Source organism: Aeromonas sp. PI_26 (assembly GCF_027854445.1).
GTDB classification, from domain to species: Bacteria; Pseudomonadota; Gammaproteobacteria; order Enterobacterales; family Aeromonadaceae; genus Aeromonas; species Aeromonas veronii.
In genome coordinates, this window is sequence record NZ_JAJNOE010000026.1 from 1 (window position 1) to 26553 (window position 26553).

A 26553-nucleotide genomic window follows, 5' to 3' on the forward strand; every position below is an offset into this window, starting at 1 on the left:
TAAGAACCCCGCTCATCGAGCGGGGTTTTTTATTGGCTGCTATTCAGCATGTCGCCAGATTATTAAGCTTTTCCCTTCTTGTCATTCAATGAACTCCCCTCTATAGCTCCAAAGGAGTTCTTTTCTGTTCGGTATTTGCTCACTGGTTCAATGTGTTTGATATAAAAAACACAGAATGTGATGCCTCTACCTTTCTTGTTATGCCTGCTCTGGTTTAATTCTTCAGTCCACATGGATGGACCAAGGAATCACAATAATTTAAGGAATAGACTCATGTTCAAGAGAACAGTAACGATGATGCTGGCGGCGGGAACCCTGGTATTAGGCGGTTGCGCATCCAATGGTGGTGCAGAGCAGGTTGGGGCAGACAACAGCGACTTCGGTGGCAAGTCCATCTACCTGCGCGGGGAGATGAACGACTGGATGGCGACTGATGAAAGCAAGGTAGTCAAGGTGGCTGACAAGCTCTATATGGCCAAAGGCACTCTCAAGAAAGAGTGGGCCCCCTACAAGTTCAAGTTTGCTGATTCAGGCTGGAGCTGTGGCACCAACTTTGGCTACAAGAGCCCGAGTGATGGTGTTGCCGTACTGGGTGGTGAGGCTGTGCCGGTCAACCCCTGTTCCAAGTATGAGGACATGAAGTTCTCACCGGATGCCGATGGCGTCTACGAGTTCTATCTGAATATGGCGGGTGAAACACCGACGGTATACGTCAAGAAGCCCTGATCTATCTCTGAGTGTTAAATCTCTCAGTAAATTAATCAGTTAAGTGCCTCGGCCCAGAAATCTGCTGGCCGGGGCATTTTTTTAGGTTAGAATCGGCGCCCTCATGGCATCAGGTGTACTATATGTTGTGCCATTAATTTTAGATGGCACCATTGGTTGTGTTTTCTGCTGTTGTCATGATGTCGATGCATTCACATAAGGTTGATTGAAAATGGCTAAATCGAACCCGGTGCTGGAGAGTGAGCTTGGCTCCCGTCTTATCCCCATGCAGGAAACGTCCCTCGAGATCTGGGATAGCAAGTATCGCCTCAAGAGCAAGGATGGCACTCCCATCGACAGCTCTATCGATGAGACCTACCAGCGGGTAGCCCGTGCGTTGGCAGAGCAGGAGCTGGAGCCTGAGGCCTGGTATGAGCCGTTCCTGTGGGCGCTGCGCAATGGGGCCATTCCGGCGGGCCGGATCACCTCCAACGCCGGGGCGTTTGAGCACAAGCCTGCCACTTCAACTATCAACTGTACTGTTTCCGGCACCATCGAAGATTCGATGGACGATATCCTAGGCAAGGTGCACGAGGCTGGCCTGACCCTGAAAGCTGGTTGTGGTATCGGCTATGACTTCTCGACTCTGCGCCCGCGCGGTGCCTTTGTCTCCGGTGCCGGTGCCTACACTTCCGGCCCGCTCTCCTTTATGGATATCTATGACAAGATGTGTTTCACCGTCTCGTCAGCCGGTGGCCGTCGCGGTGCCCAGATGGGCACCATGGATATCCGCCATCCCGATGTGATCGAGTTTATTCAGGCCAAGCGTGAAGATGGCCGCCTGCGTCAGTTCAACCTCTCTCTGCTCATCACCGAAGATTTCGTCAAGGCGGTGAAAGAGGATGCCCCCTGGTCGCTGATCTTCCCCTATACCGCTAAAGAGGTGGAGCAGGATGGCATTGCGCTGGACGATCCCGCTCAGGTGCTATGGGCTGACTGGCCCAACAAGGAAGGGGTTGTATTCAACGAGTTGGGGCAGGTCGCTTGTAAGGTCTACAAGACCATGCCAGCCCGCAAGCTGTGGAATGTCATCATGACCTCCACCTATGACTATGCAGAGCCCGGCTTCATCCTGATCGACAAGGTCAACCAGATGAACAACAACTGGTTCTGTGAAGAGATCCGCGCGACCAACCCCTGTGGTGAGCAGCCGTTGCCGCCCTACGGTGCCTGTCTGCTGGGCTCGGTCAATCTGACCAAGTTTGTGCGCGACCCTTTTACTGAAAACGCGGCATTCGATTGGCAGGCGTTTCGCAAGGTGGTGGCCATCTTTACTCGCATGCTCGACAACGTGGTAGAGATCAACCAACTGCCACTGGCCAAACAGCGCGAGGAGATCACAGCCAAGCGCCGTCACGGCATGGGTTTCCTGGGTCTTGGTTCAACCCTCACCATGCTGCAGATCAAATATGGCTCTGCGGCATCCGTCGCCTTTACCGAGCAGGTATCCCAGGAGCTGGCGATGACCGGCTGGCAGGAGTCCCTGCGTCTGGCCAAGGAGAAAGGCTCTGCCCCCATCATGGAGCAGGAGTTTGAAGTGACCGGCAAGATGCTGCGTCTGCGCCCGGAAATGGCGGCTGATGGCATCAAGGTGGGTGACAAGGTGAAGGGCAAGGTGCTGCATGCGCGTTATAGCCGCTATATGCAGCAGGTTGCCGAAGTGGATCCTGCGCTGGTCGCCGAGCTGGCGGAAGTGGGTGGGCGTTTCACTCACCACAGCAGTATTGCGCCGACCGGCACCATCTCGCTGTCACTGGCCAACAACGCCAGCAACGGCATCGAGCCGAGCTTTGCCCACCACTACAGCCGCAACGTCATCAAGCCGGGCAAGAAGAGCAAGGAGAGCGTGGATGTCTACTCCTTCGAGCTGCTGGCCTATCGCGAGCTGGTGAATCCGGCCGCCATGCCCTATGCCGATGATGAGGCGAGTCGTCTGCCGGACTACTTCATTACTGCTGATGACATCACCCCGGCACAACATGTGGACATTCAGGCTGCGGCCCAGCGCTGGATTGACTCCTCCATCTCCAAGACTGCCAACGTGCCAACCGATTTCCCGTTCGAGCAGTTCAAGGACATCTACATGTATGCCTCGGACTCCGGCCTCAAGGGCTGCACCACCTTCCGCTTCAATCCGGAGGCCTTCCAGGGCGTGCTGGTGAAGGAGAAGGATCTGGAGAACACCCTGTACGATTTCACCCTGGAGGATGGCTCCGTCATCTCCGTCAAGGGGAACGAAGAGATCGAATACGATGGCGAGCTGCATACGGCCGCCAACCTCTACGATGCCTTGAAAGAAGGCTATTACGGTAAATTCTGAGAACGACATTATGGTCAAGAAGATCGACAAGAAAATCGTCGCCTACAAGGTGCGTACCAAGGATGAGCCGCAAGAAGATCTCTCTGCGCAGGATGACGTGGTGCACATGCACGAAACCGTGCTGCGCCCGGAGCGGCTGATGGGAACCACCTACAAGTTGAAGACGCCGGAGCATGTCTCCGAGCACTCGCTGTTCATCACCATCAACGACATCATTCTCAACGAGGGCACGGTGCACGAAACCCGCCGTCCGTTCGAGATCTTCATCAACTCCAAGAGCCTGGAGCACTACCAGTGGATCGTGGCGCTGACCCGCATTATTTCCGCCGTATTCCGCAAGGGGGGGGATGTCACCTTCCTGGTGGAGGAGCTGCGCTCGGTGTTTGATCCCAAGGGCGGCTACTGGAACAAGGGCAAGTATGTGCCATCGCTGATCGCCGAAATTGGCAACGTGATCGAGAGCCATCTCACCGAGATCGGCATGCTCAAGGCGCCGGGACTGGACGAGCATCAGCAGGCGTTTCTGGCCGAGAAGCAGGCCGAGTTGAAAGCCGCTCAGGAGGCTGAAGAGCAGCAGGCGAGCAGTGGTTTCCCGGCCAATGCCGCGCTCTGCTACAAGTGCCACACCAAGGCGCTGGTGCTGAAGGATGGTTGCATGACCTGCCTCAACTGTGGCGACTCCAAGTGCGGCTGAAAAACATGCCCAAGTAGTTGAACGATAGAAAAAAGACCGGCCACAGTGCCGGTCTTTGTATTGCTGTTTTTATGCGCAATCAAATCAGGCGGCCAAGTGATTTGTTGCGCGATAGTAAAATCGGGCGTAGCGTTGAGGGTAATAAAACTGTCACGGCCGTGTGGTTTCAATGACATCTGAGATTCACACACGTGGCCCTTCAGTGCCAAGGAGGATGCTTATGGACAATACGGACCGAAAGCTGTTTATCCTGGATACCAACGTTCTGCTTCACGACCCCCTCGCTATCTACTCCTTCAAAGAGCACGACGTGCTCATCCCCATGACGGTGCTGGAAGAGCTCGATAACATCAAGGATCGCAACAAGGATGTCAGCCGCGACGCGCGGGTGGCCATTCGTGCGCTGGAAGATGTGTTCCGCGATGCAACCCCGGATCAGATCACCCAGGGCGTGCCGCTGGCTGGCGAAGCGAGCGGCAATATCTGCATCTTCAGCGATCACCATCTGCCGCAGGATGCCGAGGTGTTTACCGACAAGGAGGCCGACAACCGCATCATCAACGCGGCCCTCTATCTGCAAAAGCATGAGTTGAAGCGTCAGGTGGTGCTGGTCACCAAAGACATCAACATGCGCCTCAAAGCCAAAGGGGCCGGTCTTGCCCACGTCGAGGATTATCGCAGCGACCAGCTGATCGACGATATCCGCCTGCTGGCCAAAGGCTTTCAGGTGGTGCCCGGCAGCTTTTGGGAGCGGGTTGGCGAGTGCGAGAGCGAGACCCATGGCCGCGACACCATCCATGTGATCGATGCCAATCTGCTGGAAGGGGTTCACGTAAACCAGTATCTGGTGGATGAAGAGAATTTCTTCGCCGCCCGGGTGCTCAGCCACGATGGCAGCAAGATCCGCATCAAGGATCTGGGCCGCGAGCGGCTGATGTCCCGCAAGGCGTGGGGTGTACATCCCAAGAATGTCTATCAGGGGATGGCGCTGGATGCACTGCTCGATCCGCACATCGATCTGGTGATCCTGACCGGCCCGGCGGGTTGCGGCAAAACCTTACTGGCAATGGCGGCGGCCTTGGAGCTGGTGATTGAGAAGGGCATTTACGAGAAGGTGATCGTCACCCGGAATACCCCGGAAATTGCCGAAAGCATCGGCTTCCTGCCCGGCACCGAAGAGGAGAAGATGATGCCCTGGCTGGCGGCGGTGACCGACACCCTGGAGGTGCTGCACAAGCAGGACGAGAACATGAGCGGCTCGCTCAGCTACATCATGGAGAAGGCCAATATCCAGTTCAAATCGGTCAACTTCATGCGCGGGCGCAGCATCCAGAACACCTTCGTACTGCTGGATGAGTGCCAGAACCTGACCGCGTCCCAGATCAAGACCATCATCACCCGCTGCGGCGAGGGCACCAAGATCGTCTGCTCCGGTAACCTGGCCCAGATCGACTCCAACTATCTGAGCCCGGTGACCTCGGGGCTCACCTACATCGTCGAGCGTTTCAAGGATTTTGACGGCAGTGCCAACATCTTCCTCAATGGTGTGGTGCGCAGCCGGCTGGCCTCGTTCGCCGAGGAAAATCTCTGATTTAGATGAATATTTCCAGATACAAAGGGAGGCCAAGCGGCCTCCCTTTTTGATCATGGCGCAGTCTTTATTCCCAAGGGCTATTGGCCAAGATAGCGCAGTAGCCCCGGGTGGTCACTGTTTTGCAGAATATCCGGCTTGCCTTGCAGGGCGATGCGCCCCTCGTCGACAAACAGCACCTGGTCGGCGATAAGCTGGGCATCTTCCGGATTGTGGGAAACCATCAGCACGGTGATGCCCTGTTCGCAGGCGAGGCGCGCCACTTCGGCTAGCATCTCCCGGCGTAGGGCGGGATCGAGGGCAGAGAAGGGCTCATCCAGCAGCAGCAGCGGTTTGTCGCGCACCAACGCGCGAGCCAGCCCGACTCGCTGCTGCTGGCCGCCGGAGAGCTGCTCCGGCAGGCGGCTTAACATCTCGCCAAGACCAACCCGTGCGGCTGCATCGATCACCTGTGCCCGCTGGGCGGCACTCAGGCGCAGACCCGGGTGCAAGCCGATGGCGATATTGTCGAACACCGACAGATGGAGGAACAGGTTGTGATCCTGAAACAGGGTGGTGACTGGTCGCTCGGCCGGGCCCAGCGGCAGCAGATCTTCGCCATCGAAGCTGAGGCTGCCTGACTCCACCGGCACGAAGCCGGCGATCATCCCGAGCAGGGTCGACTTGCCCGCGCCGCTTGGGCCTATCAGCGCGGTGATCTCCCCCTTGGGCAGGGTCGCGCTGAAGCTGACGCGCCAGTCGGGGTAGCTGGTCACCAGCGTATCAATGTTCAGCATGTTTTCCTCCAAGCCCCCGTTCCACCAGCCAGAACAGGGAGAAACAGAGTGTCAGCAGCAGCAGAGCGGTGGCGGCCGCCTCGGTCAATCGATAGCTGCCAAGCTGTTGGTAGAGCAGCCAGGGCAGGGTGGTGAGCTCCTGACTGCCAAACATGGCGATGGCGCCGAGATCCCCCAGCGAGAGGATCATCGACAGCGCCATCGCCAGTGCCAGCGGGCGGCGCAGCAGCGGCCACTCCACCAGTCGCAGGCGATGCAGGCCACGTACCCCCAGGCTGTCCGCCAGCCGGTCGTATTGGCGCACCACCAGCTGCATGGGGGCTGAGAGGGTGCGCATCACATAGGGCAGCGCCATCAGGGCGTTGACCAGTACCACCAGCCAGGGGCCGAGGGCGAACACGTCGGCAAAGGGCATAAACAGGATAAAGAGACCGGTAGAGAGCACCACCGCAGGGATCATCAGGATCACCGAACCGCTGGCCTCCCACAGGGCGGCAGCTCGCCGCTGGCGGGTGCGCACCTTGAGGTGACGGCTGGTGAGCAGCAGGCCGCTGCCGAGCAGGGTCGCCAGGGTGCCTGCCGCCAGCGCAATCAGCAGCGACTGGCCGCTCGCCTGCCACAGTTTGGCGGAAGTGAGCGCCGTCAGCAGACCGGGGTGGAGGCCAGCGACGACGATGGCCAGCAGCGGTGGCAGAAAGATGGCGAGGCCGATACAGAGCGAGAGCAGATCCACCACGGCCGTGCCCGGCTGATGACGGTCCGGCCGCAGACAGGGGCGACGGGGAGTCACCCTGCTGGCCGGGGTACTCTGCAGCTTGTGCTGCAGGGCGAGCAGGGCGGCGGTCAGGATCAGCTGCACCAGCGCCAATCCGCCCGCGGTGGCGAGATCGAAGTCAAAGCGCAGCGCCTGATAGACGGCCACCTCCAGCGTGGTGGATTTCGGCCCGCCCCCCAGCGCCAGCACGGTAGTGAAGCTGGTGAAGCAGAGCATAAAGATGAGGCTGGCCAGCCCCGGCAATATGCCGCGGATCAGCGGCCATTCCAGCAGCAGGAAGATATGGGATGAGCGCATGCCGAGCTGGCTGGCAAGGCGCCAGCTCGATTCGGGGATGCTCTCTATGCTCTGCAACATCAGGCGTGCCGCCAGCGGCATATTGAAGAAGACGTGGGCCAGCAGGATACCGAACAGACCGTAGAGGTAGTTGCCGGGATCCAGCCCCAAGGTGCGCAGCAGCTGCGGCAGCCATCCCTGTTTGCCGTGGACAGCCACGATACCGAAGATGGCGATGATGACAGGTAGTACCAGCGAGAGACCAAATAGCTTGATCAGCAGGGTTCGGCCAATGAAACGGCGCCGCGCCAGCGCGCGGGCCACCGGAATGGCCAGCCCGAGACTGAGCAGGGTGGAGAGCAGTGCCTGCCCCAGACTGAACCCCAGCACATGGCGCAGATAAGGATCTGCGAGCAGGGTGCGGGGGGCCAGCGAACCGGCCTGCCACAGCAGGGCCGCGAGCGGCCCGAGGGACAGCAACAGGATCAACAGGGTGGCTGCACTGCCCGGCAACCACCAGAGGGGACGAGCCTCTAGTTTCAGATAACGGTTCACTGGGTGACGGCTTGCAGCCACTCGCGGATCCACCCTTTGCGATTGGCGGCCACCTCATCGCTGCTGAAGGCGAGCGGCTTGGCTACGGTGATCATCTGCTCGAAGCCCTTGGGCAGCGGCGTGTCGATAACCGGATACATCCAGTTGCCGGTCGGGATTTCCTGCTGGAAGGCGGGGCTCACCATAAATTGCAGGAACTGGTCAGCCAGCTTCTCCTGTTTGGCGCTCTTCAGCTTGGCGGCCACTTCTACTTGACGGTAGTGACCCTCCTCGAAGGCGGCAGCCTGATACTGGGGCTTGTTCTCGGCAATCAGGTGATAGGCCGGAGAGGTGGTGTAGGAGAGCACCATGTCCGCTTCGCCATCGAGGAACATGCCATAAGCTTCTGACCACCCCTTGGTGACGGTGACCGTCTTTTTGGCAAGCTCGGCCCAGGCGGCAGGCGCCTTGTCGCCGTAGACAGACTTCATCCACAGCATCAGCCCCTGCCCCGGGGTGGAGGTGCGGGGATCCTGATAGATCACCTTGAGATCGGGCCGCTCCACCAGCTCTTTCAGGCTCTTGGGTGGTTGCTTGAGTTTGTCCTTGTCATAAACAAAGGCGAAGTAGCCGTAGTCGTAGGGGACGAAGGTATCATCCTGCCAGCCACCCGGCACCTTGATGCCGTCGAGCTTGGCGGGATGGGGGGCGAACAGGCCGCTCTGCTTGGCTTCACTGATGAGGGCATCGTCGAGCCCCAGTACCAGATCAGCCTTGCTGTGGTTGCCCTCCAGCCGCAGCCGGTTGAGGATGGCTACCCCATCTTCGAGGGGAACCAGATTGAGGGTGCAGTCGCACGCTTTCTCGAAGGCCTGTTTGATCTTGGGCCCCGGACCCCACTCGGCAGTGAAGGAGCTGTAGGTGTAGACGGTGAGGGTGTCGGCGGCGAACACATTGGCCGACAGCAGGCCGGTGGTGACCAGCAGCAGGGTCTTCATGGGTGGCACTCCCTATTACTTGTTAATAACGAGGTGCCAGCGGGTGAGGGCGCAAAAAATGAGCGCCATGCCTCAAATTCCTCCGCCAGCATTATCTGGATCAGGTACACGGGTATAATCTCAGCGGTAAACCGCACCCCGTTTGAGAAACGAACCGCATTGTATTAACGTTCTTTTGGGTAGACCAGCACAATTGTGCAATACCCATGAGATGACGCCCACCCAACAGAGGATGTTCGCGTGCTTACCAATACCAAGGAAAGGCGTGCTTTTGCGCGCATGGTCATCAATGCTCCGGTCACCGTCTATCAGCAGCAACTGGTGCTGGAGGGGATCTGCCGGGATCTCAGTGCCAACGGCATGGGGATTGCGGTCTCTGAACACCAGCTCGACATCAATCAACCCATCCGGATCAGTCTTGCCACCAACAACAACCTGTTACCTCCCTTTGAAGCCCATGCCCGTATTATCCGGGTGCTGGAGGAGGAGAGCGGGTTGTTGCTGGCGGTGGAGTTTCTGCCTCAGGGTTAATCCTCTCTCCCCATCGGCAGAGGGAGGGGATTAGCCTTTTTCCTGAACCAGCTGCACACTCAACTGCTTGCTATCGACCAGCGTTTTGCTGGTCGATGCTATTTGGCCTGCAGGCAAGGTGGCGGGACCGGTAGGTTCGAGCAGCAGGTAGTTCTGCCCCTGCCAGTTGAGGGTCACATCCCCCGGCTTGGCGGGCAGATCAACGGCAAGCAGGGCATGGCCGGGGACGAACACCATGGCCTGTTTCAGCTCGGGAAAGAGCTGGGCCAGCATGGCGGCCATCAGGGTTACCTTGCTGTCGCAATCACCCCGGTTCTGCTCCAGCACCTGACGGGGAGATAGAAATCCCTTGCCCTGCCTGCCGTTCAGGCTGTCGAGCTGCTGATAGGGGATGCTCTGGATAAAGGTGAGCATATGGGCCACGGTCTTCTGGCGCGCTTCCGTTTCGGTGCTGCCCTGCTGCTTGAGTTGATCCGCCAGCGGAGCCAGCCCGCTGCGACTCTCCAGCGCGATGCGCACATGATCCTGCTTCACCGCCAGCTGCCCGTCGGGGGTATTGAAGTACTGGAAGTAGTGTTTGGTCAGCCACGCCTGCTCCTCTTTGCTCCGCTTGGACTGCAGAAAGGCCATCGCCTCGCGCGCCTTGTCCTGATTGCGGCTTTTCAGATGCAGCTCCAGCGAGGGACGGGCGAGGGTGAACTGCACCTCGGGGTAGTTCTGGCGCACCTCCCGCAGCAATACCTGCAATACCTCCTCCTGCATTCTCGCCGGGCGATAGGCGATAAGAGGCGGCAACTTGCCCTGTTCGAGCCGGTAGGTGAGCTGTTGGGGTTTACCTTCGCTATCCTGCCAGCCAACGCTGATCTGGCCGAGGCTGTTGTTGAAGCTGGTTTGGCTGGCCCCCGCAGGCAGGGCAAGCAGCAGGGCACAGAGCAGAGGAATTGCCGTCGGTCTCTTCATCATCCTTTCCTGTGGCACGGGCCAGTTCCGGTGGCCCAAAGTGGGAAGCGTAGCGGACAGTAAAACAGGGAGCCGAAGCTCCCTGTTGATTCTACTCGTTTTTTTGCAACTGGCGCGTTAAATCCAGCTCGGCTGCTTCGCCTCAAAAGCGCTGATGGCGGCCTCGTGCTGCAGGGTCAGACCGATGGCATCCAAGCCGTTGAGCAGACAGTAACGGCGGAATTCATCGATCTCGAAACCGAAGCTGAGGCTAGCTGCGTGCACCTGATTCGCTTCCAGATCCACCTCGATCTCGATGCCCGGCTGGGCGGCCACCAGCTGGAACAGGGCATCGACCTCCTCCTCCTTCAGACGCACCGGCACCATGCCATTATTGATGGCGTTGCCGTAGAAAATGTCGGCAAAGCTCGGGGCTATGATGGTCTTGAAGCCGTAGTCGGCCAGCGCCCAGGGGGCGTGCTCGCGACTAGACCCGCAGCCGAAGTTCTCGCGGGCCAGCAGAATGCTGGCACCGGCGAATTGCGGCTGGTTGAGCACGAACTCGGGGTTGGGCTGCTGGCCGGCATCGTCGAGGAAGCGCCAGTCGTGGAACAGGTGCTTGCCAAAACCGATGCGGTTTACCTTCTGCAAAAACTGCTTGGGAATGATGGCGTCGGTGTCGACGTTGGCGCTGTCGAGGGGGACGACGATCCCTTTATGCTGTTTGAATCCTGTCATCTAAATGTCCTCTTACAGTGCGCGAATGTCGGCGAAGCGGCCGGTGACGGCGGCAGCGGCGGCCATGGCCGGGCTCACCAGATGGGTGCGGCCGGCGCGGCCCTGACGCCCTTCGAAGTTGCGGTTGCTGGTGGAGGCGCAGCGCTCTCCCGGTTGCAGCCGGTCGTTGTTCATGGCCAGACACATGGAGCAGCCGGGCAGGCGCCACTCAAAACCGGCCTCGATGAAGATCTTGTCCAGCCCCTCGGCTTCGGCCTGCGCCTTCACCTGCTCGGAGCCCGGCACCACCAGCGCCTGCACGCCAGCGGCTACCTTGCGACCGCGCGCGATGGCGGCGGCAGCGCGCAGATCCTCAATGCGGCTGTTGGTGCACGACCCGATAAACACCTTGTCGATGGCAACGTCGGAGAGCTTCTGGCCTGGCTGCAAATCCATGTAGGCGAGCGCCTTGCGGGCGGACTGCTGCTCCATCAGATCGGTAAAGGATTCCGGTGCCGGAATCGGCTCATTGACGGCAATCACCTGACCCGGATTGGTCCCCCAGGTGACCTGCGGGGCGATATCAGCGGCGTCCAGCACCATTTCGGCATCGAAACGGGCACCTTCATCGCTCTTGAGGCTCTGCCAGTAGGCGATGGCCTGCTCCAGCGCCTCGCCCTTGGGGGCAAACTCCTTGCCACGGATGTAGTCGATGGTGGTCTGGTCGGGGGCGATCATTCCCGCCTTGGCGCCCAGTTCGATGGCCATATTGCACACCGTCATTCGCCCTTCCATAGAGAGGCTCGCAATGGCCTCGCCAGCGAACTCCACCACGTAGCCGGTACCACCGGCGTGGCCGACCTTGCCGATAATGGCCAGCACCACGTCCTTGGCGCTGATCCCCTCGGCCAGCTTGCCGTTGACCGAAATCCGCATGGTCTTGGCGCGGCCCTGTTTCAGGGTCTGGGTCGCCATCACATGCTCCACTTCGGAGGTGCCGATGCCGAATGCCAGCGAGCCGAAGGCGCCGTGGGTGGCGGTGTGGGAGTCACCGCAGACGATGGTGGTGCCGGGCAGGGTAATGCCGAGCTCGGGGCCCATCACATGGACGATCCCCTGATATTTGTGGTTGAGATCGTAGAGGCGAACCCCGAACTCCTTGCAGTTGTCGGCCAGCGTCTCCATCTGGATGCGGGCCATCTCGCCGGAGGCGGCGATGTCCTTGGTGGTGGTGGAGACGTTGTGATCCATGGTGGCCCAGGTCAGGTCCGGGCGGCGCAGCTGGCGATTCATGGCGCGCAGGCCGTCGAATGCCTGCGGGCTGGTCACTTCATGCACCAGATGGCGGTCGATGTAGATGAGGGGGGTCTCCCCTTCCACTTCCCGTACCACGTGGGCGTCGAATACTTTCTGATAGAGGGTCTTGGCCATTGCTTCTCTCTTCCTTGTTCTCTGTTATGCGGCTCAGATCCGGGCGGCGATCTGGCTACCCATCTCGGACGTGCTCTGCACCGGATGGCGGGCGCTGGCCTGATGCAGGTCGGCGGTGAAGTAACCCTCGGCCAGGGTCTGGGCCACGGCCTGCTCGATGGCTTGAGCTGCGGCTTCCTGGCCCAGGCTGTAGCGCAGCATCAGGGCGGCGGAGAGGATCTGGGCGATGGGGTTGGCAATCCCTTTGCCGGCGATATCCGGGGCCGAACCACCGGCCGGTTCGAACAGGCCGAAACCCGATTCGTTGAGGCTGGCTGAGGGGAGCAGTCCCATGGAGCCGGTGATCATGGCGCACTCGTCGGAGAGGATGTCACCAAACAGGTTGGAGCAGAGCAGCACATCGAACTGGGACGGATCCTTGATGAGTTGCATGGTGGCGTTGTCGATATACATATGGTTGAGGGTTACGTCCGGATAGGACTTGGCGACTTGCGTCACCACCTCGCGCCACAGAATGGAAGAGGCGAGCACGTTGGCCTTGTCGATGGAGGTGACTTTGCCACGGCGCACGCGAGCCGACTCAAAGGCAATCTTGGCGATGCGCTCAATCTCGAAGCGATGGTACACCTCGGTGTCGAATGCCTTCTCGTTCGCCCCTTCTCCCTCACGCCCCTTGGGCTGGCCGAAGTAGATGCCACCGGTCAGCTCGCGCACGCAGGCGATGTCAAAACCGCGATCGGAGATATCGGCGCGCAGCGGGGAGAACTGTTCCAGACCGGTATAGATACGGGCCGGACGCAGGTTGCAGAACAGCTTGAAGTGGGCGCGCAGGGGCAGCAGTGCGCCACGCTCAGGCTGATCGTTAGGGGGCAGATGTTCCCATTTCGGGCCGCCCACCGAGCCAAACAGCACGGCATCGGCCGCTTCACAACCCGCGATGGTGCTTTGCGGCAGCGGGGTGCCGTGGTTGTCGATAGCGATGCCGCCCACGTCGTGGTGATCATACTCGAAGGCGAGGCCGAACCGGGCCTGCACCTTCTCCAGCACCTTGATTGCCTCGGCCATCACTTCAGGGCCAATGCCGTCACCCGGCAATACTGCGATCCGATAACTGCTCATACACTCTCCATCCTGATATTGTCATTCCATGCCGTCTGTTTGGTATCGAGTTCGGCTCAGACGGTTTCTGATTTGATGCTGTTATTGCGTTCCATCTGCTCGGCCACCTGATCGGCGCGCCAGATGCTGTTGATCACATGGAGCAGGGCGTGGGCCGAGGATTCGATGATGTCGGTGGCCAGCCCCATGCCGTGGAATTTGCGCCCCTTGTACTCGGCGACGATATCGACCTGACCGAGGGCATCTTCCCCTTCGCCCTTGCTCTTGAGGGCATATTTGTCGATGCGGATCTCATAGCCGGTGATGCGGTTGATGCACTGGTAGACCGCATCCACCGGGCCATTGCCGGTAGCCGCTTCGCAGATCAGATCCTGCCCCACTTTCAATTTGACCGAGGCGGTGGCCAGTACCGAGCTGCCGCTCTGGACCCCAAGATACTCCAGCTTGAAGTGTTCCGGCTCTTCGTGGATCTGGCTGAAGAAGGCCAGCGCTTCGAGGTCGTAGTCGAACACCTGCCCCTTCTTGTCGGCCAGGGTCAGGAACTTGCCGTAGAGGTGGTCGAGGTCGTAGCTGCTCTCGGCATACCCCATGGACTCCATCCGGTGCTTGATGACGTGACGGCCGGAGCGGGAGGTCATGTTGAGGTTGTTCTGGGTCAGGCCAATGCTCTCGGGAGTGATGATTTCGTAGGTATTTTTCGCCTTGAGCACCCCATCCTGATGGATGCCGGAGCTGTGGGAGAAAGCGTTGGCCCCGACGATCGCCTTGTTGGGTTGCACCGGCATGTTGCAGAGCTGGCTGACCAGCGTGCTGGTGCGATGAATTTCGCTGTGGCGGATATTGGTTTGTACCCCGAGCAGGTCGGCGCGGGTTTTGAGGATCATCGCCACCTCTTCCAGCGAGCAGTTGCCCGCCCGTTCGCCGATGCCGTTGATGGTGCACTCGATCTGGCGGGCTCCCATCTGCACCGCGCCGATGGAGTTAGCCACCGAGAGCCCCAGATCGTCGTGGCAGTGGACCGAGATGATGGCCTTGTCGATGTTGGGCACCCGGTTGAACAGGGTGTGGATGATGCCGGAGAACTCGGTCGGTACCGTATAGCCCACGGTATCCGGGATATTGATGGTGCGGGCGCCAGCCTTGATGGCGGCCTCCACCATGCGGCAGAGGTTATCGATGGGGGTGCGGCCTGCATCCTCGCAGGAGAACTCCACATCATCGGTGTAGCGCAGCGCGTGCTTGATGGCGCCGACCCCCATCTCCAGCACGTCTTCGAAGCTCTTTTTCAGCTTGCTCTCCACATGGATGGAGGAGGTGGAGATAAAGGTGTGGATGCGAAACGCTTCGGCGACCCGCAAGGCTTCGCCGGCGGCGTCGATATCCTTGGGCAGGGCGCGGGCGAGGGCGCAGACCCGGCTGTTTTTGATGTGGCGGGCGATGGTCTGCACCGATTGAAAATCGCCGGGAGAAGAGACCGGGAAGCCCACCTCCATGACGTCGACACCGAGCCGCTCCAGTGCCTGGGCGATCTGCAGCTTCTCCTTGACTGTCAAACTGGCCGCCAGGGCCTGCTCACCATCACGCAAGGTGGTGTCGAATATGATGACCCGATCTGACATGTGACTTCCCTCTTCCTAAGTTCGGTAACGTGCATCCTGCGGAGGCATAAAAAAACCCGTGCAGGGTGCACGGGTTTTTGTAAATTCCGGCTATGCCTTAGCCCGGCTACAAGGATCCCGCGCGAGTTAACGCGATTAGGGAGATTAGTAGTAGCGGGGTGGCGATACGCATGACGTTGTTATTCCTTCCAGTCGATAACGCTTTTACCAATATCGAGATTTTTATGCTGTGTCAACACGGAAGGTCAGGGGCAATCTGCTGACGTATTTAATCGGATTGTAAAGGATTGCAAATTTCCTTGTCCCATATTCGGCCCATGACCGATTATCTGGTCATTCCTGCTGTGCTCTATTCTCTGCACAACCAGATCGACTTATCAGCATTGGCTGAATTATCTGAGGTGTTAAATGGAAAAACGTAGACCTGGTCGTCCGGTCGGACGTTCTGACATTCGTGACAAGTTGCTTGCTGCCGCCCGCGAGCGTTTTCTCAATACTCCCTATAGCAAGGTAACTACACGCGAAATCGCGGAGCTGGCTGGCTCCAATCTGGCAATGATCCACTACTACTTCGGCAGTAAAGAGGGTCTTTACAAAGCGGTGCTGGGCGATGTGGCCGAGCCCCTCGACCATGCCTGGCAAGATGAACACAGCAATCACAGCCTCAACGAGCTGCTCAATACCTACTATCAGGTGATGGCGCCCAACAGCGAGCTGACCTCCGCTATCTCCAGCGCATTGTCGACCGAGAAAAGCCCGGGCCGGGATTTTGTGCTGAACCGCCTGCTGGAACGTCAGCTGCCGCAGTTCGATGCCCTGCTGGAAACCATGAAGTCTAACGGCGAGCTGGGTGACAACCTGGATCCCGACATGCTGAAGATCTCCTTCCTCAGCATGATGTGGCAGCCGTTCGTGATGAAAGATCTCTACGAGCAGGTGTTTGGCCTGAAAGTGGATGAGCACTTCATGGCCCGTCTGGCGGACCACAACTGCCGTCTGATGGAGACCGGTCTGCGCGGCAGCCACTGATTTTGCCGCCACATCGAGATTAAAAAGGGCCATTCGGCCCTTTTTTCATAAATCTGTTATCCCTTGTTCAACGTAACGTCATCCCGCTTTCTTACTCTGCAAGCAGAATTCAGGGAAGGAGGGGATATGAACAAGATCCAGCAATGGGACCTGCAGGTGTGCCGGGTCTGCCTGCTTCACGGCTACAACCGGCAGCAGGCGAGGGTGAGTCGTCTCATTTCCCGTACCGGTGATGGCCCGCTTTACGCCGTGCTGGCCGCCCTGCTCTGGTGGCAGGGGGAAGCAGAGCGGGAACTGGTGCGACTGGCGCTGCTTGCCTTCGCCATCGAACTGCCCCTCTATCTGCTGCTGAAAAACAGCCTGAAACGGCAACGGCCGGTCGGCTTGCCGGTCTTTATCACTCCTTCCGATCGTTACAGCCTCCCCTCCGGCCACACCGCCGCCGCTTTTCTGATGGCCACCATACTGGCCACCGGCTTTCCGCTCTGGGCGCCCCTGCTGTTTGGCTGGGCGGCGCTGGTGGGAGCATCCCGGTTGCTGCTCGGGGTGCACTACCTGAGTGATCTGGTAGCCGGTGCCCTGCTGGGTGGCGGTTGCGCCGTGCTGGCGCTCGGCTGGAGCCACTCATGAGGATACTGTTCGGGGTGCAAGGCACCGGCAACGGCCATATCAGTCGCAGTCGCACCCTGGCGCGGGCGCTGCGCACGGCAGGGGTCGAGGTGGATTATCTCTTTAGCGGCCGCCCCGCCGACCGCTACTTCGACATGGAAGAGTTTGGCGCCTACCGCGCCTTTCCCGGCCTCACTTTTGTCAGTCACGAGGGGCGCGTTTCTCCGTGGCGCACCCTGCAAGCCGCCTCGCCGCTCACCTTTTGGCGGGATCTGCGGTCTCTCGATTGCAGCGAATACGATCTGGTGGTGAGCGATTTTGAGCCGTTGACCGCCCACGCCGCTCGCCGCTATGGCAAGCCGAGCCTCACCGTCAGCCATCAGGCCAGCTTCAACTGGCCCATCCCGCGCTGGGGGGAGGATGGGGTCAGTCGCCAGCTGATGCGCCACTTTGCCCCGGTGGATCAGCCGCTCGGGCTGCACTGGTTTCACTTCGGTCACCCTTTGCTGCCGCCGGTGATCGACCCCATCACCGCTGCGCCGGATAACGGCGAGATCCTGGTCTATCTGCCGTTCGAGCAGACCGAGGCGATCGCCGCCCTGTTGTCGCGCTTTGGTCAGCAGCGCTTCGTCTGCTTTCACCCCGCCATTCGCACCCCTAGCCAATGGCGCAATCTGCGCTTCGAGCCGCCGTCGCGACACGGGTTTATCGCCGTGCTGGCCGGTTGTCGCGGCGTCATCTCCAACGCAGGTTTCGAGCTGGCTTCCGAGGCGCTCACCCTCGGCAAGAAACTGCTGGTCAAACCCCTCGGCGGCCAGTTCGAACAGCTGACCAATGGCAAGACCCTCGAGATGATGGGGCTGGCAACTCTGATGGATATGCTCGATGCCAATCTGGTGCGTACCTGGCTCGACAGCGCCTCGCCGGGGGCGGTTTGCTACCCCGATGTAGCGGGGGAGCTGGCCCGCTGGCTGGCGGCGGGCGCTGACGAGAGCGTGGCCTCTCTGTCGCGGCGGCTCTGGGCGCGCACCCTGTTTCCGGAGGAGGTGAGTGATCGCCTGAGCGAGCTGGATGGGGGCGACTGTTTATCCAGTTGCTGGTTATCGCAAGTGAGCGTTGTTGACTAGACTGAAAGGCGATCCCACCAAGGAGAGGACGGAGCAAATGCGCTTTACCAATGAAAACGGCGAAGTCATGAACCTGGCTGACAATCTCACCCTGCACGAGTTGCTCGATATGGGTGTCAGCATTTCGGTCAGTGAAGAGACCGATCCGGATCAGCAGATCTGGTTGGCGGAGCCGGATCAGGACAACTGAGTCATCATTCGGCATCAAGCCCATCGCTGAGCGGTGGGCTTTTTTGTGGCTGTTTTTCCCCTCTGCGGAATGATCCGCTGGCCATTCCCCGACTTCCTTCCCTTTTGTCTCATGGTCGCTACGGCAAGTCATTGAATGTTAATAGCCGGTTGAAATGTATGACTGTTCTGGTCAGATAAAGCCGTGGACAAGCGTTATGAAGCGGGTTAAGTTGGTTTTTCACCCTATTTTCGGGTGAATGACGGAAAAATCCTTTTTTTCTACTGTCGACGGGGCTGAATTGGGCCGATCTGCATTCAGATAACAACAAGAAACGGATCGGGCCGTGCCGGGAAGCACAGCATCGTCGGCGGGATTCGCTAAACGGAGCAAAGCCTGGAGGGCTTTATCATGGAGATGTTATCAGGCGCCCAGATGGTGGTTAGAGCGCTGGAAGATCAGGGAGTTGAGCACGTCTTCGGCTACCCTGGTGGCTCAGTGCTCGACATCTATGACGCTCTCTTCGAAAACGGCAAGATGGAGCATGTCTTGGTGCGGCACGAGCAAGCCGCGGTTCACATGGCTGACGGTTACGCCCGTTCCACCGGCAAGGTGGGGACTGTGCTGGTAACGTCAGGCCCGGGAGCGACCAACTGCATTACCGGTATTGCCACTGCCTATATGGATTCCATTCCGCTGGTGATCCTCTCCGGCCAGGTGCCGACCAGCATGATCGGTGAGGATGCGTTCCAGGAGACCGACATGATCGGTATCTCCCGCCCAGTGGTGAAGCACAGCTTCCTGTGCAAGAAGGCGAGCGATATTCCCGAGGCCATCAAGAAGGCCTACTACATTGCCGCCAGCGGCCGCCCGGGGCCGGTGGTGGTGGATCTGCCCAAAGATGTGCAGAACCCGAAAGAAAAATTCCCCTACCAGTATCCCGAGACGGTCTCCCTGCGCTCCTACAACCCGACCAAGTCTGGCCATAAAGGGCAGATCAAGCGGGCAGCCAAGCTGCTGGTGGATGCCCAGCGCCCAGTGATGTACGTGGGCGGCGGCGCCATCAACGCCAATGCGGACCATCTGGTGACCAAGCTGGCGGAGCTGCTGAATCTGCCGGTGACTACCACCCTGATGGGGCTGGGGGCTTTCTCCGGTGTCCATCCGCAATTTATCGGCATGCTGGGGATGCACGGCACCTTCGAAGCCAACAAGACCATGCACAACGCGGATCTCATCTTCGCCGTGGGAGCCCGCTTCGATGACCGCGTCACCAACAACGTGGCCAAGTTCTGCCCCAATGCGACCGTGGTTCATATCGATATCGACCCCACCTCCATCTCCAAGACGGTGCAGGCCCATGTGCCCATCGTCGGCTCGGTGGAAACCGTGCTGGAGCAGATGTTGGAAGTGATCCGCGAGTGTGGCTTCGATAACGACAAGGAGGCGCTGGCGGACTGGTGGAGCCAGATCAACCAGTGGCGCTCTCGTCACTGTCTGGCCTACGAAAAGTCGGCTACCCAGATCAAGCCGCAACAGGTGATCGAGACCCTCTACAAGGTGACTCAGGGTCAGGCGTTTGTTGCCTCCGACGTGGGCCAGCACCAGATGTTTGCGGCCCTCTACTACCCGTTTGCCAAACCGCGCCAGTGGATCAACTCGGGGGGCCTCGGCACCATGGGCTTCGGTATTCCGGCAGCCATGGGGGCCCAGTTTGCCAACCCGGATGCGGTGGTCTGCTGCGTCACCGGCGACGGCTCGGTGCAGATGAACATTCAGGAGCTCTCTACCTGCATGCAGTACGGGGTGCCCATCAAGATCATCTCCATCAACAACCGTGCGCTGGGCATGGTCAAGCAGTGGCAGAAGATGTTCTACGGCGGTCGTCACAGCCACTCCTACATGGAGTCCCTGCCGGACTTCGTCAAACTGGCGGAAGCCTACGGCCACGTCGGTATCGCGGTGAGCGATCCGGCCGAGCTGGAGAGCGCCATGGAGAAAGCCTTCGCCATGAAGGATCGGCTGGTGTTCATGGATATCTCGGTCGACCCGGATGAGCACGTCTATCCGATGCAGATCAAGTTTGGCGCCATGGATGAGATGTGGCTGAGCAAGACGGAGAGAACCTGATGAGACACATCATTTCAGTACTGCTGGAGAACGAATCCGGCGCCCTGAGCCGCGTGGTGGGTCTCTTCTCCCAGCGCGGCTACAACATCGAGACCCTGACGGTGGCGCCGACCGAGGATCCCACCCTGTCGCGCATGACCATAGTCACCATGGGTGACGAGCGGGTGCTGGAGCAGATCCAGAAGCAGCTGCACAAGCTGGTGGATGTGCTCAAGGTGTGCGACCTGAGCGAAGGGGAGCATATCGAGCGGGAGATCGCGCTGGTCAAGGCGCGCGCCGCCGGTGGAGCCCGTGACGAGCTGAAACGGCTGGCGGATATCTTCCGTGGCCAGATCGTCGATGTCACCCCCGAGCAGTACACGGTACAGCTGGTGGGCACCAGCGAGAAGCTGGATGCCTTTATCAAGACTGCCGCCCAGACCAACGAGATCATCGAAGTGGTGCGCTCCGGCGTCTGCGGCATCTCGCGGGCGGACAAGGCGCTGCGGCCCTGATGGCTGGCGGGACAGCTGATGATGCGTCAGCTGCCACAGAGTGAAAGAAAAGAGGGCTCTGCGGAGCCCTTTTTGTTTGGTTTTTCTTTACGAGGGGAGCGGGGATGTTCGGTATTCATGATCTTGCACTGTTTATGGTCTCGGGGTTGCTGCTCAATATCATGCCGGGACCCGACTCCCTGCTGGTCATGCTGCGCAGTGGCTCGCAAGGGTGGCGTGCCGGTTCGGTCGCGACGTTGGGCATCGGCACCGGTGTCATGGTGCATGTGCTGGCGGCGGCCCTAGGTCTGTCGGCCCTGCTCAGCGCGTCGGCCGAGCTGTTTGCCCTTATCAAGCTGGCTGGCGCCATCTACCTCATCTATCTGGGGTTTTCCTTGCTGCGCCAGCAGGCAACGGGTGCAATGGAGAGAGGGATCACCTTGCCTGCCCTATCCTATGGCCAGATTTACCGGCAGGGAGTGCTGACCAATGTGCTCAACCCCAAGGTGGCGCTCTTTTTTCTCGCCTTCGTGCCCCAGTTCATCGCACCGGATGCCCCCGACAAGGCGCTCGCCTTTATCCTGCTCGGTTGCATTTTCAATCTGGGCGGCATCATCTGGTGTCACCTGCTGGTCTTTACCACCGTCTATGCCAGCCACAAGGTTCGGTTGTCGCAGCGTCTCGGTCGCTGGCTCAACCGGGGCATCGGCACCCTGTTTGTCGGACTCGGGATCAAGCTCGCCAGCGACTAGCTCGCCGCTTTCTGACCTGGGGCAGATTATCGTGCGCCGCGCTGTGGTATGGTCGGCAGTCAGCTGCGGGGCCAGCCCCGCTCTCTCTTTTTCAGGTCAGCCCCACTGGCCGCAGCAGCGAGATCCCTTGCCCAGATGAACATCGCCCGGCTCAAGAACTTTACCGAGATTGTGAAGAACAACTTCAACATCTCGGCGACGGCGGAGAAGCTCTACACCTCCCAGCCCACCCTCAGCAAGCAGATGAAGATGCTGGAAGATGAGTTGGGGCTCGCCCTTTTTACCCGCAAGGGGAAGAATCTGGTCGGCTTGACCAGCGCAGGCGAGAAGGTGATGGAGTTGGCCAAGGGGGTAGTGGCGCAGGTGGAGCAGATCAACCAGCTGTCGCTCGGGGAGCAGCTGGCCACCAGCGGGGTGCTGCGTATCGCCACCACCCACACCCAGGCCCGCTACAAGCTGCCAGCGGTGATCACCGAGTTCAGCCGTCGTTATCCCGATGTGGCGATCCAGCTCTATCAGGGGGCACCTGCCCAACTGGCCCAGATGGTGCAAAGCGGCGATGTGGATATGGCGATCGCCACCGAGTCCATGTATCTGTTCGACGAGCTGGCCGCCGTCCCCTGTTATCGCTGGGGGCGCAGCGTGGTGGTGCCCCACGGTCATCCGCTGATCGACTGCCAGCCGCTGTCGATGGCCGATCTGGCTCGCTATCCCCTCATCACCTATGTATTCGGCTTTACCGGCCGATCCAAGATGGACAAGGCCTTCAGCCGCCATGGCATCTCGCCGAAAACCGTGCTGACCGCCACCGATACCGATGTGATCAAGCACTACGTTCGGCTCGGGATGGGGGTCGGGGTGATTGCCAGCGTGGCCTTCGACGAGGGGGACAGGGAGGATCTGGTGAGCCTCAACATCGACCACCTGATCGCCTCGAGCGCGACCCACATCTGCCTGCGCAAGCATGCCCACTTGCGCGACTACATGTACGACTTTATCCACCTCTACGCCCCCCATATCAGCCGGGAGACGGTGCAACTTCATCTGATCAATCAGCCGCCGACTGCTAATATGGCGGAGTTGCCGTGGCTCTAGCCGCAGGTTGTTTGTCGTACACAGAGCAAAAATACAGAGACAAAAAAGAGAGGCCTTGGCCTCTCTTGTTGTTTTATCGGTATGCGGGATTAAGCGCTGCGGGTCGCCAGATTGATAAAGATCTGGGCTCCGACCAGCAGGCAGTCGTCATCGAGGTAGTAGGGATTTGCATGCAGGTAGTTGCAGATCCCCTTGGCCTGACAGCCGCTGCCGAGGAAGAACATGGCCCCCTTGCGGCTACGGCAGGCGTTGACCATGTAGCTGAAATCCTCGCTGCCGGTCATCGGCTGACCCTGAGCGTTGATCCCCTCAGAGGGCAATACGTCGGCGGCCGCTTGCAGCAGACGGGCGCAGGCATCGGCGTGGTTCTCGACCGCCGGATACCCGGCATAGACCATCTTGGTCTTGAAGCCGCGCAGTTCGCTCTGGGCCACGATCTCCTTGAAGCTGTTCTTCAGGATCTGGTCGGTCTCGGCATCCATGGCGCGGATGGTGCCGCGCGCCTGCACATGGTCGGCGATAGCATTGGGGATGGTGCCGCCGTTGATCATGCCGCAGCCAAACACCGCCGGGCTGAACGGACTGGTGCGCTTGGCGACGATGTAGTCCATATCCTCGATGATCCGCACCGCTTCGCGGATGGCATCCAGCCCCTTGTGTGGGGTCGAGCCGTGGGCGGAGATGCCGTGCACATCCAGCGTCCAGGCGGAGCCCCAGGAGGACATCACACCGTGGTTGAACTTGATGGTGCCGGTCTCCATGGCGCCGTCGTTATGGAGGGCATAGACCTCGTCCACCCCCTTCATGCAGCCCAGTTCCACCATCTTCTCGGCGCCCGGCACCCGCATGTCCTCTTCCGCCATCTGGAAGATAAAGCGGACGTTGTACTGCAGGCGCGATCTGTTGGCGGCCAGAAACTTGGCTGCGGTCAGGGCGATCGCCATATGGGAGTCGTGACCACAGTTGTGAGCCATTCCCTCGTGGGTTGACTTGAACGCAACGTCGCTCATGTCATGCATCTCGAGGCCATCCATGTCGGCACGGAAGGCGATGGTCGGCAGCACCGGGTCAACCACCAGATCGCCGTGGAAACCGGTGAAGCCCGGGTAGTCGGTGAGACGGTAGCCAAAGCCTGCCATCAGCTCGCGGCAGTAGGCCGAGGTCTTGAACTCGACGCCGGAGGCTTCCGGAATGGTGTGCAGATGGTGGCGCACTTCCTGACTGAAGTCGCGCAGGGCCAGCAGGGCCGGTTCAATGTGGATGTTGTTCATCAGATGATCCCTTGGATGGAGAAACCGAGCTGGGCCACCAGCGAGGCGCCGAAGAAGCAGCAGGTGGAGACGATCATGAAGATCAGGATCACTTTCCAGGACATCTTCTTCAGCTCTTCCAGCTGACCGCCCACCGAGAGACCGGCAAAGGCCAGCAGCGGTACGCAGCAGGAGAGGAAGGAGATCTTGGCGACGGCGTCGATAAAGAGGCCGCGTACCGGGGTCTCCGGCAGGCAGATCAGAATGCCGATGATGGTGGCATAGGCAAACGCCGGCAGGGATGAGGGCAGGTAGCGCTTGGCAATCAGCGAAGCGAACACCACCAGTGACATGGCGATGAAGCTGTCACCCATCAGCCAGAGTGGAGTGCCGGTGGTCAGGGTCTGGGTAAACATAGCCAGCAGGATCGCCAGAAAGACGAACCGCATATCCATTACGATGCTTTTCATGCGTTCTCTCCTTTGGCAGTCAGGGCATAGATTTTTTCAGCGAGCGGCAGACCCAGATAGGTGAGGGACAGCGCCCCGAGGGCAGACGAGAGCAGGTTCGAGGCAGCTGCGATACTCAGCACCTGCTGGGCCAGCGCCTCATCGAGACCGTTGATCAGGGCGCCGGAGGCGGCACTCAGCATGGAGCCTGAGCCCACACCAGAGCCTGCAGCCAGCGCCAGCGGGTGTAGACCGGTGAGCGGGGCGATACTGCCCAGCACGCTGAACCAGAGGGTGCCGATAACGGAGCCGCACAGGTAGATAGCCAGCACGCCGATGTACTCCTGGGAGCCGGTGCCGAACTTGCCTTGAATCACCGCGACCGACGGCTCACGGCTGATGGAGGAGCAGGCCCCGATGGCGCGACGGCCAAAGCCGAACTTCACCGCCAGCGGAATGGCGATCAGGATTGGCAGCAGGTTGCCGATCTCCTGCAGGAACAACGGCACGCCGACGCTCAGGATCATCTTCAGGTTGGGGATGATCATCCCCGCGTACTGGGTACCCAGGATCAGCAGGCTGAAGCCCACCATCTTGCCGCAGAAGCCCTCTTCTTTCTCGGTGAAGAGCTGCTTCCAGCCGGGTATGCGATCCTTGACCGGTTTGGCGGAGACAATCATGCCGATGATGACGGCAAAGAGCATCGGCAGGATCGGGATGATGGCGATGCCGATCTTGATCTCCTGTTTGCCTATTAGGTACTGGGCCACAAAGATCAGCATGGCGGTTGCCAATATGCTGACCGTGACCGTCTTGAGGGGGCTGGTTTGCTGCATAGTTTTTTCTCTTGTTATTCCCATGTGTGGCCATCGTCAGGATTGTCCAGACCGATGATGGGGGCATCATAGGGAGCTAAGAGGGGCAGGTATGTGACCTTCATCAAGCTGGCCATATGGCATTTTTTCATGGGGTATGCCCTTTAACCCTCTGGATACCAAGGGTTAAAGGCCGTTAACAGAACGTCAGCATTGGCAGGACAAGATAAGCAAACAGGAGGGAAATGGTGACACCGCCCCGCAGGGCGGTGACGCGGATCAGACGGGCGTTTTGAGCCGTGCACTGCGCAGCAGCAGGGGCAGTTGGTAGAGCACCAGGGCGCCGAGTACCAGTCCGGCACCGGCCAGTTTGGCGCCGCCGAGGGGTTCGCTGTAGAAGAGGGTGCTCAGCAGCAGGGTCCAGACCGGTTCCAGCAGCATCATCAGGGCGGCGTGGGCGGTAGTCATCTTGCTCAATGCATGGGTGAGCAGCCAGTAGCGCAATGTGGTGGCGATCAAGACGCTCGCTGCAAACCAGCCCCAGATGCCGTGGCTGACTCCAGCCTCGGGCCACTGTTCGGTCAGCAGGGAGAGCAGGGTGCCGAGCAGGCCGGTCATCGCCAGCTGGATGCAGGTGAGCCAGGTTGGGGCAATGGATTGGGCGAAGTGGCGATGGACGGCAAGCTGGATGCCGAGGGTGGTGGCTGCCGTCAGAAACCAGAACAGCGAGAGCGACACGCCCCAGTGGGTGCTGCTGGAGAGCAGCAGCAAACCGGCGATGGCGATGGGCAGGGTGAGCCAGTAGTGGCGGCCGGGCTTGGCTCGAAAGGCGCCCCAGGCTGCCAGCGGGGCCATCAGGGTGGCGACGCTCATGATAAAGGCGCCGCTGCCCAGCGCATCGCTCTGGCTGATGGCGGTGACCCACAGCAGCAGGCTGGCGCCGAGCAATGTGCCGCAGCCGGCGGCGCGCAGCAGTTGGGCGCGAGTCGGCGGTGGCTCGCGCAACCAGGCCAAGGGCAGCAAAAGCAGCGCCGCCAGCAGAAAGCGGCTGCCGATAAAGGCGGCAGGGGGCAGTTCGTGGATCGCCTCTTTCGAGAAGAGCCAGCCAGCGGCGGCCAGCAGGGTGACCAGTACCATCAGCAGCAGGGGAGTGCGGTTCATCGGGGTCGCCATGGTGAAATGGATGGGAGAGCATAAAGGAAAGGCGCCAGGTATTGCTACCTGGCGCCTTTCGCATCTGCCTTGAACCGCCGTCGCGGCTCGCGGCCAGCAATCAGTTCATGCCGTAACGCTTGAGCTTCTTGCGCAGGGTGCCACGGTTGATACCCATCATCACGGCAGCGCGAGTCTGGTTACCACGGGTGTACTGCATGATCACGTCCAGCATCGGCGCTTCGACTTCGGAGAGAACCATATCGTACAGATCAATCACTTCCTGACCGTTCAACTGGGCCAGGTAGTTACGCAGGGCCTGTTGCACAGAGTCACGCAGGGGGCGCTGGGTCGGCTCGGCAGCGTGATTGTGAGTAGTTGTTACCAATGCATCAGAAGTCAGGGTTTGTTCGAACAT

Annotated in this window: 26 protein-coding genes and 1 riboswitch; of the genes, 13 read left to right on the forward strand and 13 right to left on the reverse strand. The window is 59.8% G+C overall.

Annotation, left to right across the window (positions count from 1 at the left end):
* The first annotated feature begins 273 nt into the window (after positions 1–273).
* The 4 genes from LRL22_RS19555 (at position 274) to LRL22_RS19570 (ending at position 5370) form a co-directional block, all read left to right on the forward strand.
* Positions 274–726 carry a pullulanase gene (locus LRL22_RS19555; protein ID WP_270906164.1) on the forward strand — a complete coding sequence of 151 codons (453 nt, stop codon included), beginning with the start codon at positions 274–276 and terminating at the stop codon, positions 724–726.
* Between the two features lie 211 nt (positions 727–937).
* Positions 938–3085, forward strand: coding sequence for an adenosylcobalamin-dependent ribonucleoside-diphosphate reductase (locus tag LRL22_RS19560; protein WP_202003505.1), 2148 nt, complete (start codon positions 938–940; stop codon positions 3083–3085).
* 10 nt (positions 3086–3095) lie between these two features.
* Positions 3096–3779 (forward strand): TSCPD domain-containing protein, encoded by a 684-nt coding sequence (locus LRL22_RS19565; RefSeq protein WP_021231985.1) that lies wholly within the window; start codon positions 3096–3098, stop codon positions 3777–3779.
* Positions 3780–3999: 220 nt separating this feature from the next.
* Positions 4000–5370, forward strand: coding sequence for a PhoH family protein (locus LRL22_RS19570; RefSeq protein WP_270906165.1), 1371 nt, complete (start codon positions 4000–4002; stop codon positions 5368–5370).
* Between the two features lie 80 nt (positions 5371–5450).
* Here LRL22_RS19570 and thiQ read toward each other — a convergent pair whose 3' ends face one another.
* Genes thiQ through thiB form a run of 3 tightly spaced genes read right to left on the reverse strand, consistent with a single transcriptional unit; the run spans position 5451 to position 8729 of the window.
* Positions 5451–6146: a thiamine ABC transporter ATP-binding protein gene (gene thiQ / locus LRL22_RS19575; RefSeq protein ID WP_270906166.1), complete on the reverse strand. Its 696-nt coding sequence runs from the start codon at positions 6144–6146 to the stop codon at positions 5451–5453.
* Entirely contained in the window at positions 6133–7752 is a 1620-nt protein-coding gene (thiP, locus tag LRL22_RS19580; RefSeq protein ID WP_270906182.1) for a thiamine/thiamine pyrophosphate ABC transporter permease, read from the reverse strand. Before thiP ends, thiQ begins: the two co-directional genes overlap by 14 nt.
* Positions 7749–8729 (reverse strand): thiamine ABC transporter substrate binding subunit, encoded by a 981-nt coding sequence (gene thiB / locus LRL22_RS19585; RefSeq protein WP_236324084.1) that lies wholly within the window; start codon positions 8727–8729, stop codon positions 7749–7751. The genes thiP and thiB overlap by 4 nt, the downstream gene beginning before the upstream one ends.
* 60 nt (positions 8730–8789) lie before the next feature.
* A riboswitch (TPP riboswitch) is annotated at positions 8790–8880 on the reverse strand.
* Between the two features lie 89 nt (positions 8881–8969).
* Between thiB and LRL22_RS19590 the strand changes: the two genes are divergently transcribed.
* Positions 8970–9260 carry a PilZ domain-containing protein gene (locus LRL22_RS19590; protein ID WP_005339160.1) on the forward strand — a complete coding sequence of 97 codons (291 nt, stop codon included), beginning with the start codon at positions 8970–8972 and terminating at the stop codon, positions 9258–9260.
* A gap of 30 nt (positions 9261–9290) precedes the next feature.
* On the opposite strand, the gene LRL22_RS19595 is transcribed toward LRL22_RS19590, so the two are convergent.
* The 5 genes from LRL22_RS19595 to leuA form a co-directional block, all read right to left on the reverse strand.
* Entirely contained in the window at positions 9291–10220 is a 930-nt protein-coding gene (locus tag LRL22_RS19595) for a transglutaminase domain-containing protein (RefSeq protein WP_270906183.1), read from the reverse strand.
* 117 nt (positions 10221–10337) lie between these two features.
* Positions 10338–10937: a 3-isopropylmalate dehydratase small subunit gene (gene leuD / locus LRL22_RS19600; RefSeq protein ID WP_270906167.1), complete on the reverse strand. Its 600-nt coding sequence runs from the start codon at positions 10935–10937 to the stop codon at positions 10338–10340.
* A 12-nt stretch (positions 10938–10949) separates the two neighbouring features.
* On the reverse strand, positions 10950–12347 hold the full coding sequence (leuC, locus tag LRL22_RS19605) for a 3-isopropylmalate dehydratase large subunit (RefSeq protein ID WP_270906168.1): 1398 nt from the start codon (positions 12345–12347) through the stop codon (positions 10950–10952).
* Positions 12348–12380: 33 nt separating this feature from the next.
* Positions 12381–13466, reverse strand: coding sequence for a 3-isopropylmalate dehydrogenase (gene leuB, locus LRL22_RS19610; RefSeq protein ID WP_236767606.1), 1086 nt, complete (start codon positions 13464–13466; stop codon positions 12381–12383).
* A gap of 56 nt (positions 13467–13522) precedes the next feature.
* Positions 13523–15085: a 2-isopropylmalate synthase gene (gene leuA / locus LRL22_RS19615; RefSeq protein WP_058057212.1), complete on the reverse strand. Its 1563-nt coding sequence runs from the start codon at positions 15083–15085 to the stop codon at positions 13523–13525.
* A gap of 408 nt (positions 15086–15493) precedes the next feature.
* Here leuA and LRL22_RS19620 point away from each other — a divergent pair, with 408 nt between their 5' ends.
* The 8 genes from LRL22_RS19620 (at position 15494) to LRL22_RS19655 (ending at position 22469) form a co-directional block, all read left to right on the forward strand.
* Entirely contained in the window at positions 15494–16114 is a 621-nt protein-coding gene (locus tag LRL22_RS19620; protein ID WP_005349170.1) for a TetR/AcrR family transcriptional regulator, read from the forward strand.
* 126 nt (positions 16115–16240) lie between these two features.
* Positions 16241–16744 (forward strand): phosphatase PAP2 family protein, encoded by a 504-nt coding sequence (locus LRL22_RS19625; protein ID WP_005339149.1) that lies wholly within the window; start codon positions 16241–16243, stop codon positions 16742–16744.
* Positions 16741–17850, forward strand: a complete 1110-nt coding sequence (locus LRL22_RS19630) for an MJ1255/VC2487 family glycosyltransferase (RefSeq protein WP_204484112.1) — start codon at positions 16741–16743, stop codon at positions 17848–17850. Before LRL22_RS19625 ends, LRL22_RS19630 begins: the two co-directional genes overlap by 4 nt.
* 37 nt (positions 17851–17887) lie before the next feature.
* A complete protein-coding gene (locus LRL22_RS19635; RefSeq protein WP_005341188.1) occupies positions 17888–18040 on the forward strand; it encodes a hypothetical protein in 153 nt (50 codons plus the stop codon).
* 390 nt (positions 18041–18430) lie between these two features.
* Positions 18431–20149, forward strand: coding sequence for an acetolactate synthase 3 large subunit (locus tag LRL22_RS19640; RefSeq protein ID WP_043823044.1), 1719 nt, complete (start codon positions 18431–18433; stop codon positions 20147–20149).
* Entirely contained in the window at positions 20149–20643 is a 495-nt protein-coding gene (gene ilvN, locus LRL22_RS19645) for an acetolactate synthase small subunit (protein ID WP_005311605.1), read from the forward strand. Before LRL22_RS19640 ends, ilvN begins: the two co-directional genes overlap by 1 nt.
* A gap of 104 nt (positions 20644–20747) precedes the next feature.
* Positions 20748–21374, forward strand: a complete 627-nt coding sequence (locus tag LRL22_RS19650) for a LysE family translocator (protein ID WP_236283348.1) — start codon at positions 20748–20750, stop codon at positions 21372–21374.
* Positions 21375–21509: 135 nt separating this feature from the next.
* Positions 21510–22469 (forward strand): LysR substrate-binding domain-containing protein, encoded by a 960-nt coding sequence (locus LRL22_RS19655; protein ID WP_270906169.1) that lies wholly within the window; start codon positions 21510–21512, stop codon positions 22467–22469.
* 89 nt (positions 22470–22558) lie between these two features.
* Here the strand turns inward: LRL22_RS19655 and LRL22_RS19660 are convergent, their stop codons facing one another.
* From LRL22_RS19660 to fis, 5 genes are all read right to left on the reverse strand, one after another.
* Positions 22559–23740 (reverse strand): M20 metallopeptidase family protein, encoded by a 1182-nt coding sequence (locus LRL22_RS19660; protein WP_270906170.1) that lies wholly within the window; start codon positions 23738–23740, stop codon positions 22559–22561.
* Positions 23740–24189, reverse strand: coding sequence for a hypothetical protein (locus LRL22_RS19665; RefSeq protein WP_033114935.1), 450 nt, complete (start codon positions 24187–24189; stop codon positions 23740–23742). The genes LRL22_RS19660 and LRL22_RS19665 overlap by 1 nt, the downstream gene beginning before the upstream one ends.
* Entirely contained in the window at positions 24186–25004 is an 819-nt protein-coding gene (locus LRL22_RS19670) for a DUF3100 domain-containing protein (RefSeq protein ID WP_270906171.1), read from the reverse strand. The genes LRL22_RS19665 and LRL22_RS19670 overlap by 4 nt, the downstream gene beginning before the upstream one ends.
* Before the next feature lie 258 nt (positions 25005–25262).
* Positions 25263–26144: a DMT family transporter gene (locus LRL22_RS19675; RefSeq protein WP_270906172.1), complete on the reverse strand. Its 882-nt coding sequence runs from the start codon at positions 26142–26144 to the stop codon at positions 25263–25265.
* A 112-nt stretch (positions 26145–26256) separates the two neighbouring features.
* Positions 26257–26553, reverse strand: coding sequence for a DNA-binding transcriptional regulator Fis (gene fis, locus LRL22_RS19680; RefSeq protein ID WP_005309538.1), 297 nt, complete (start codon positions 26551–26553; stop codon positions 26257–26259).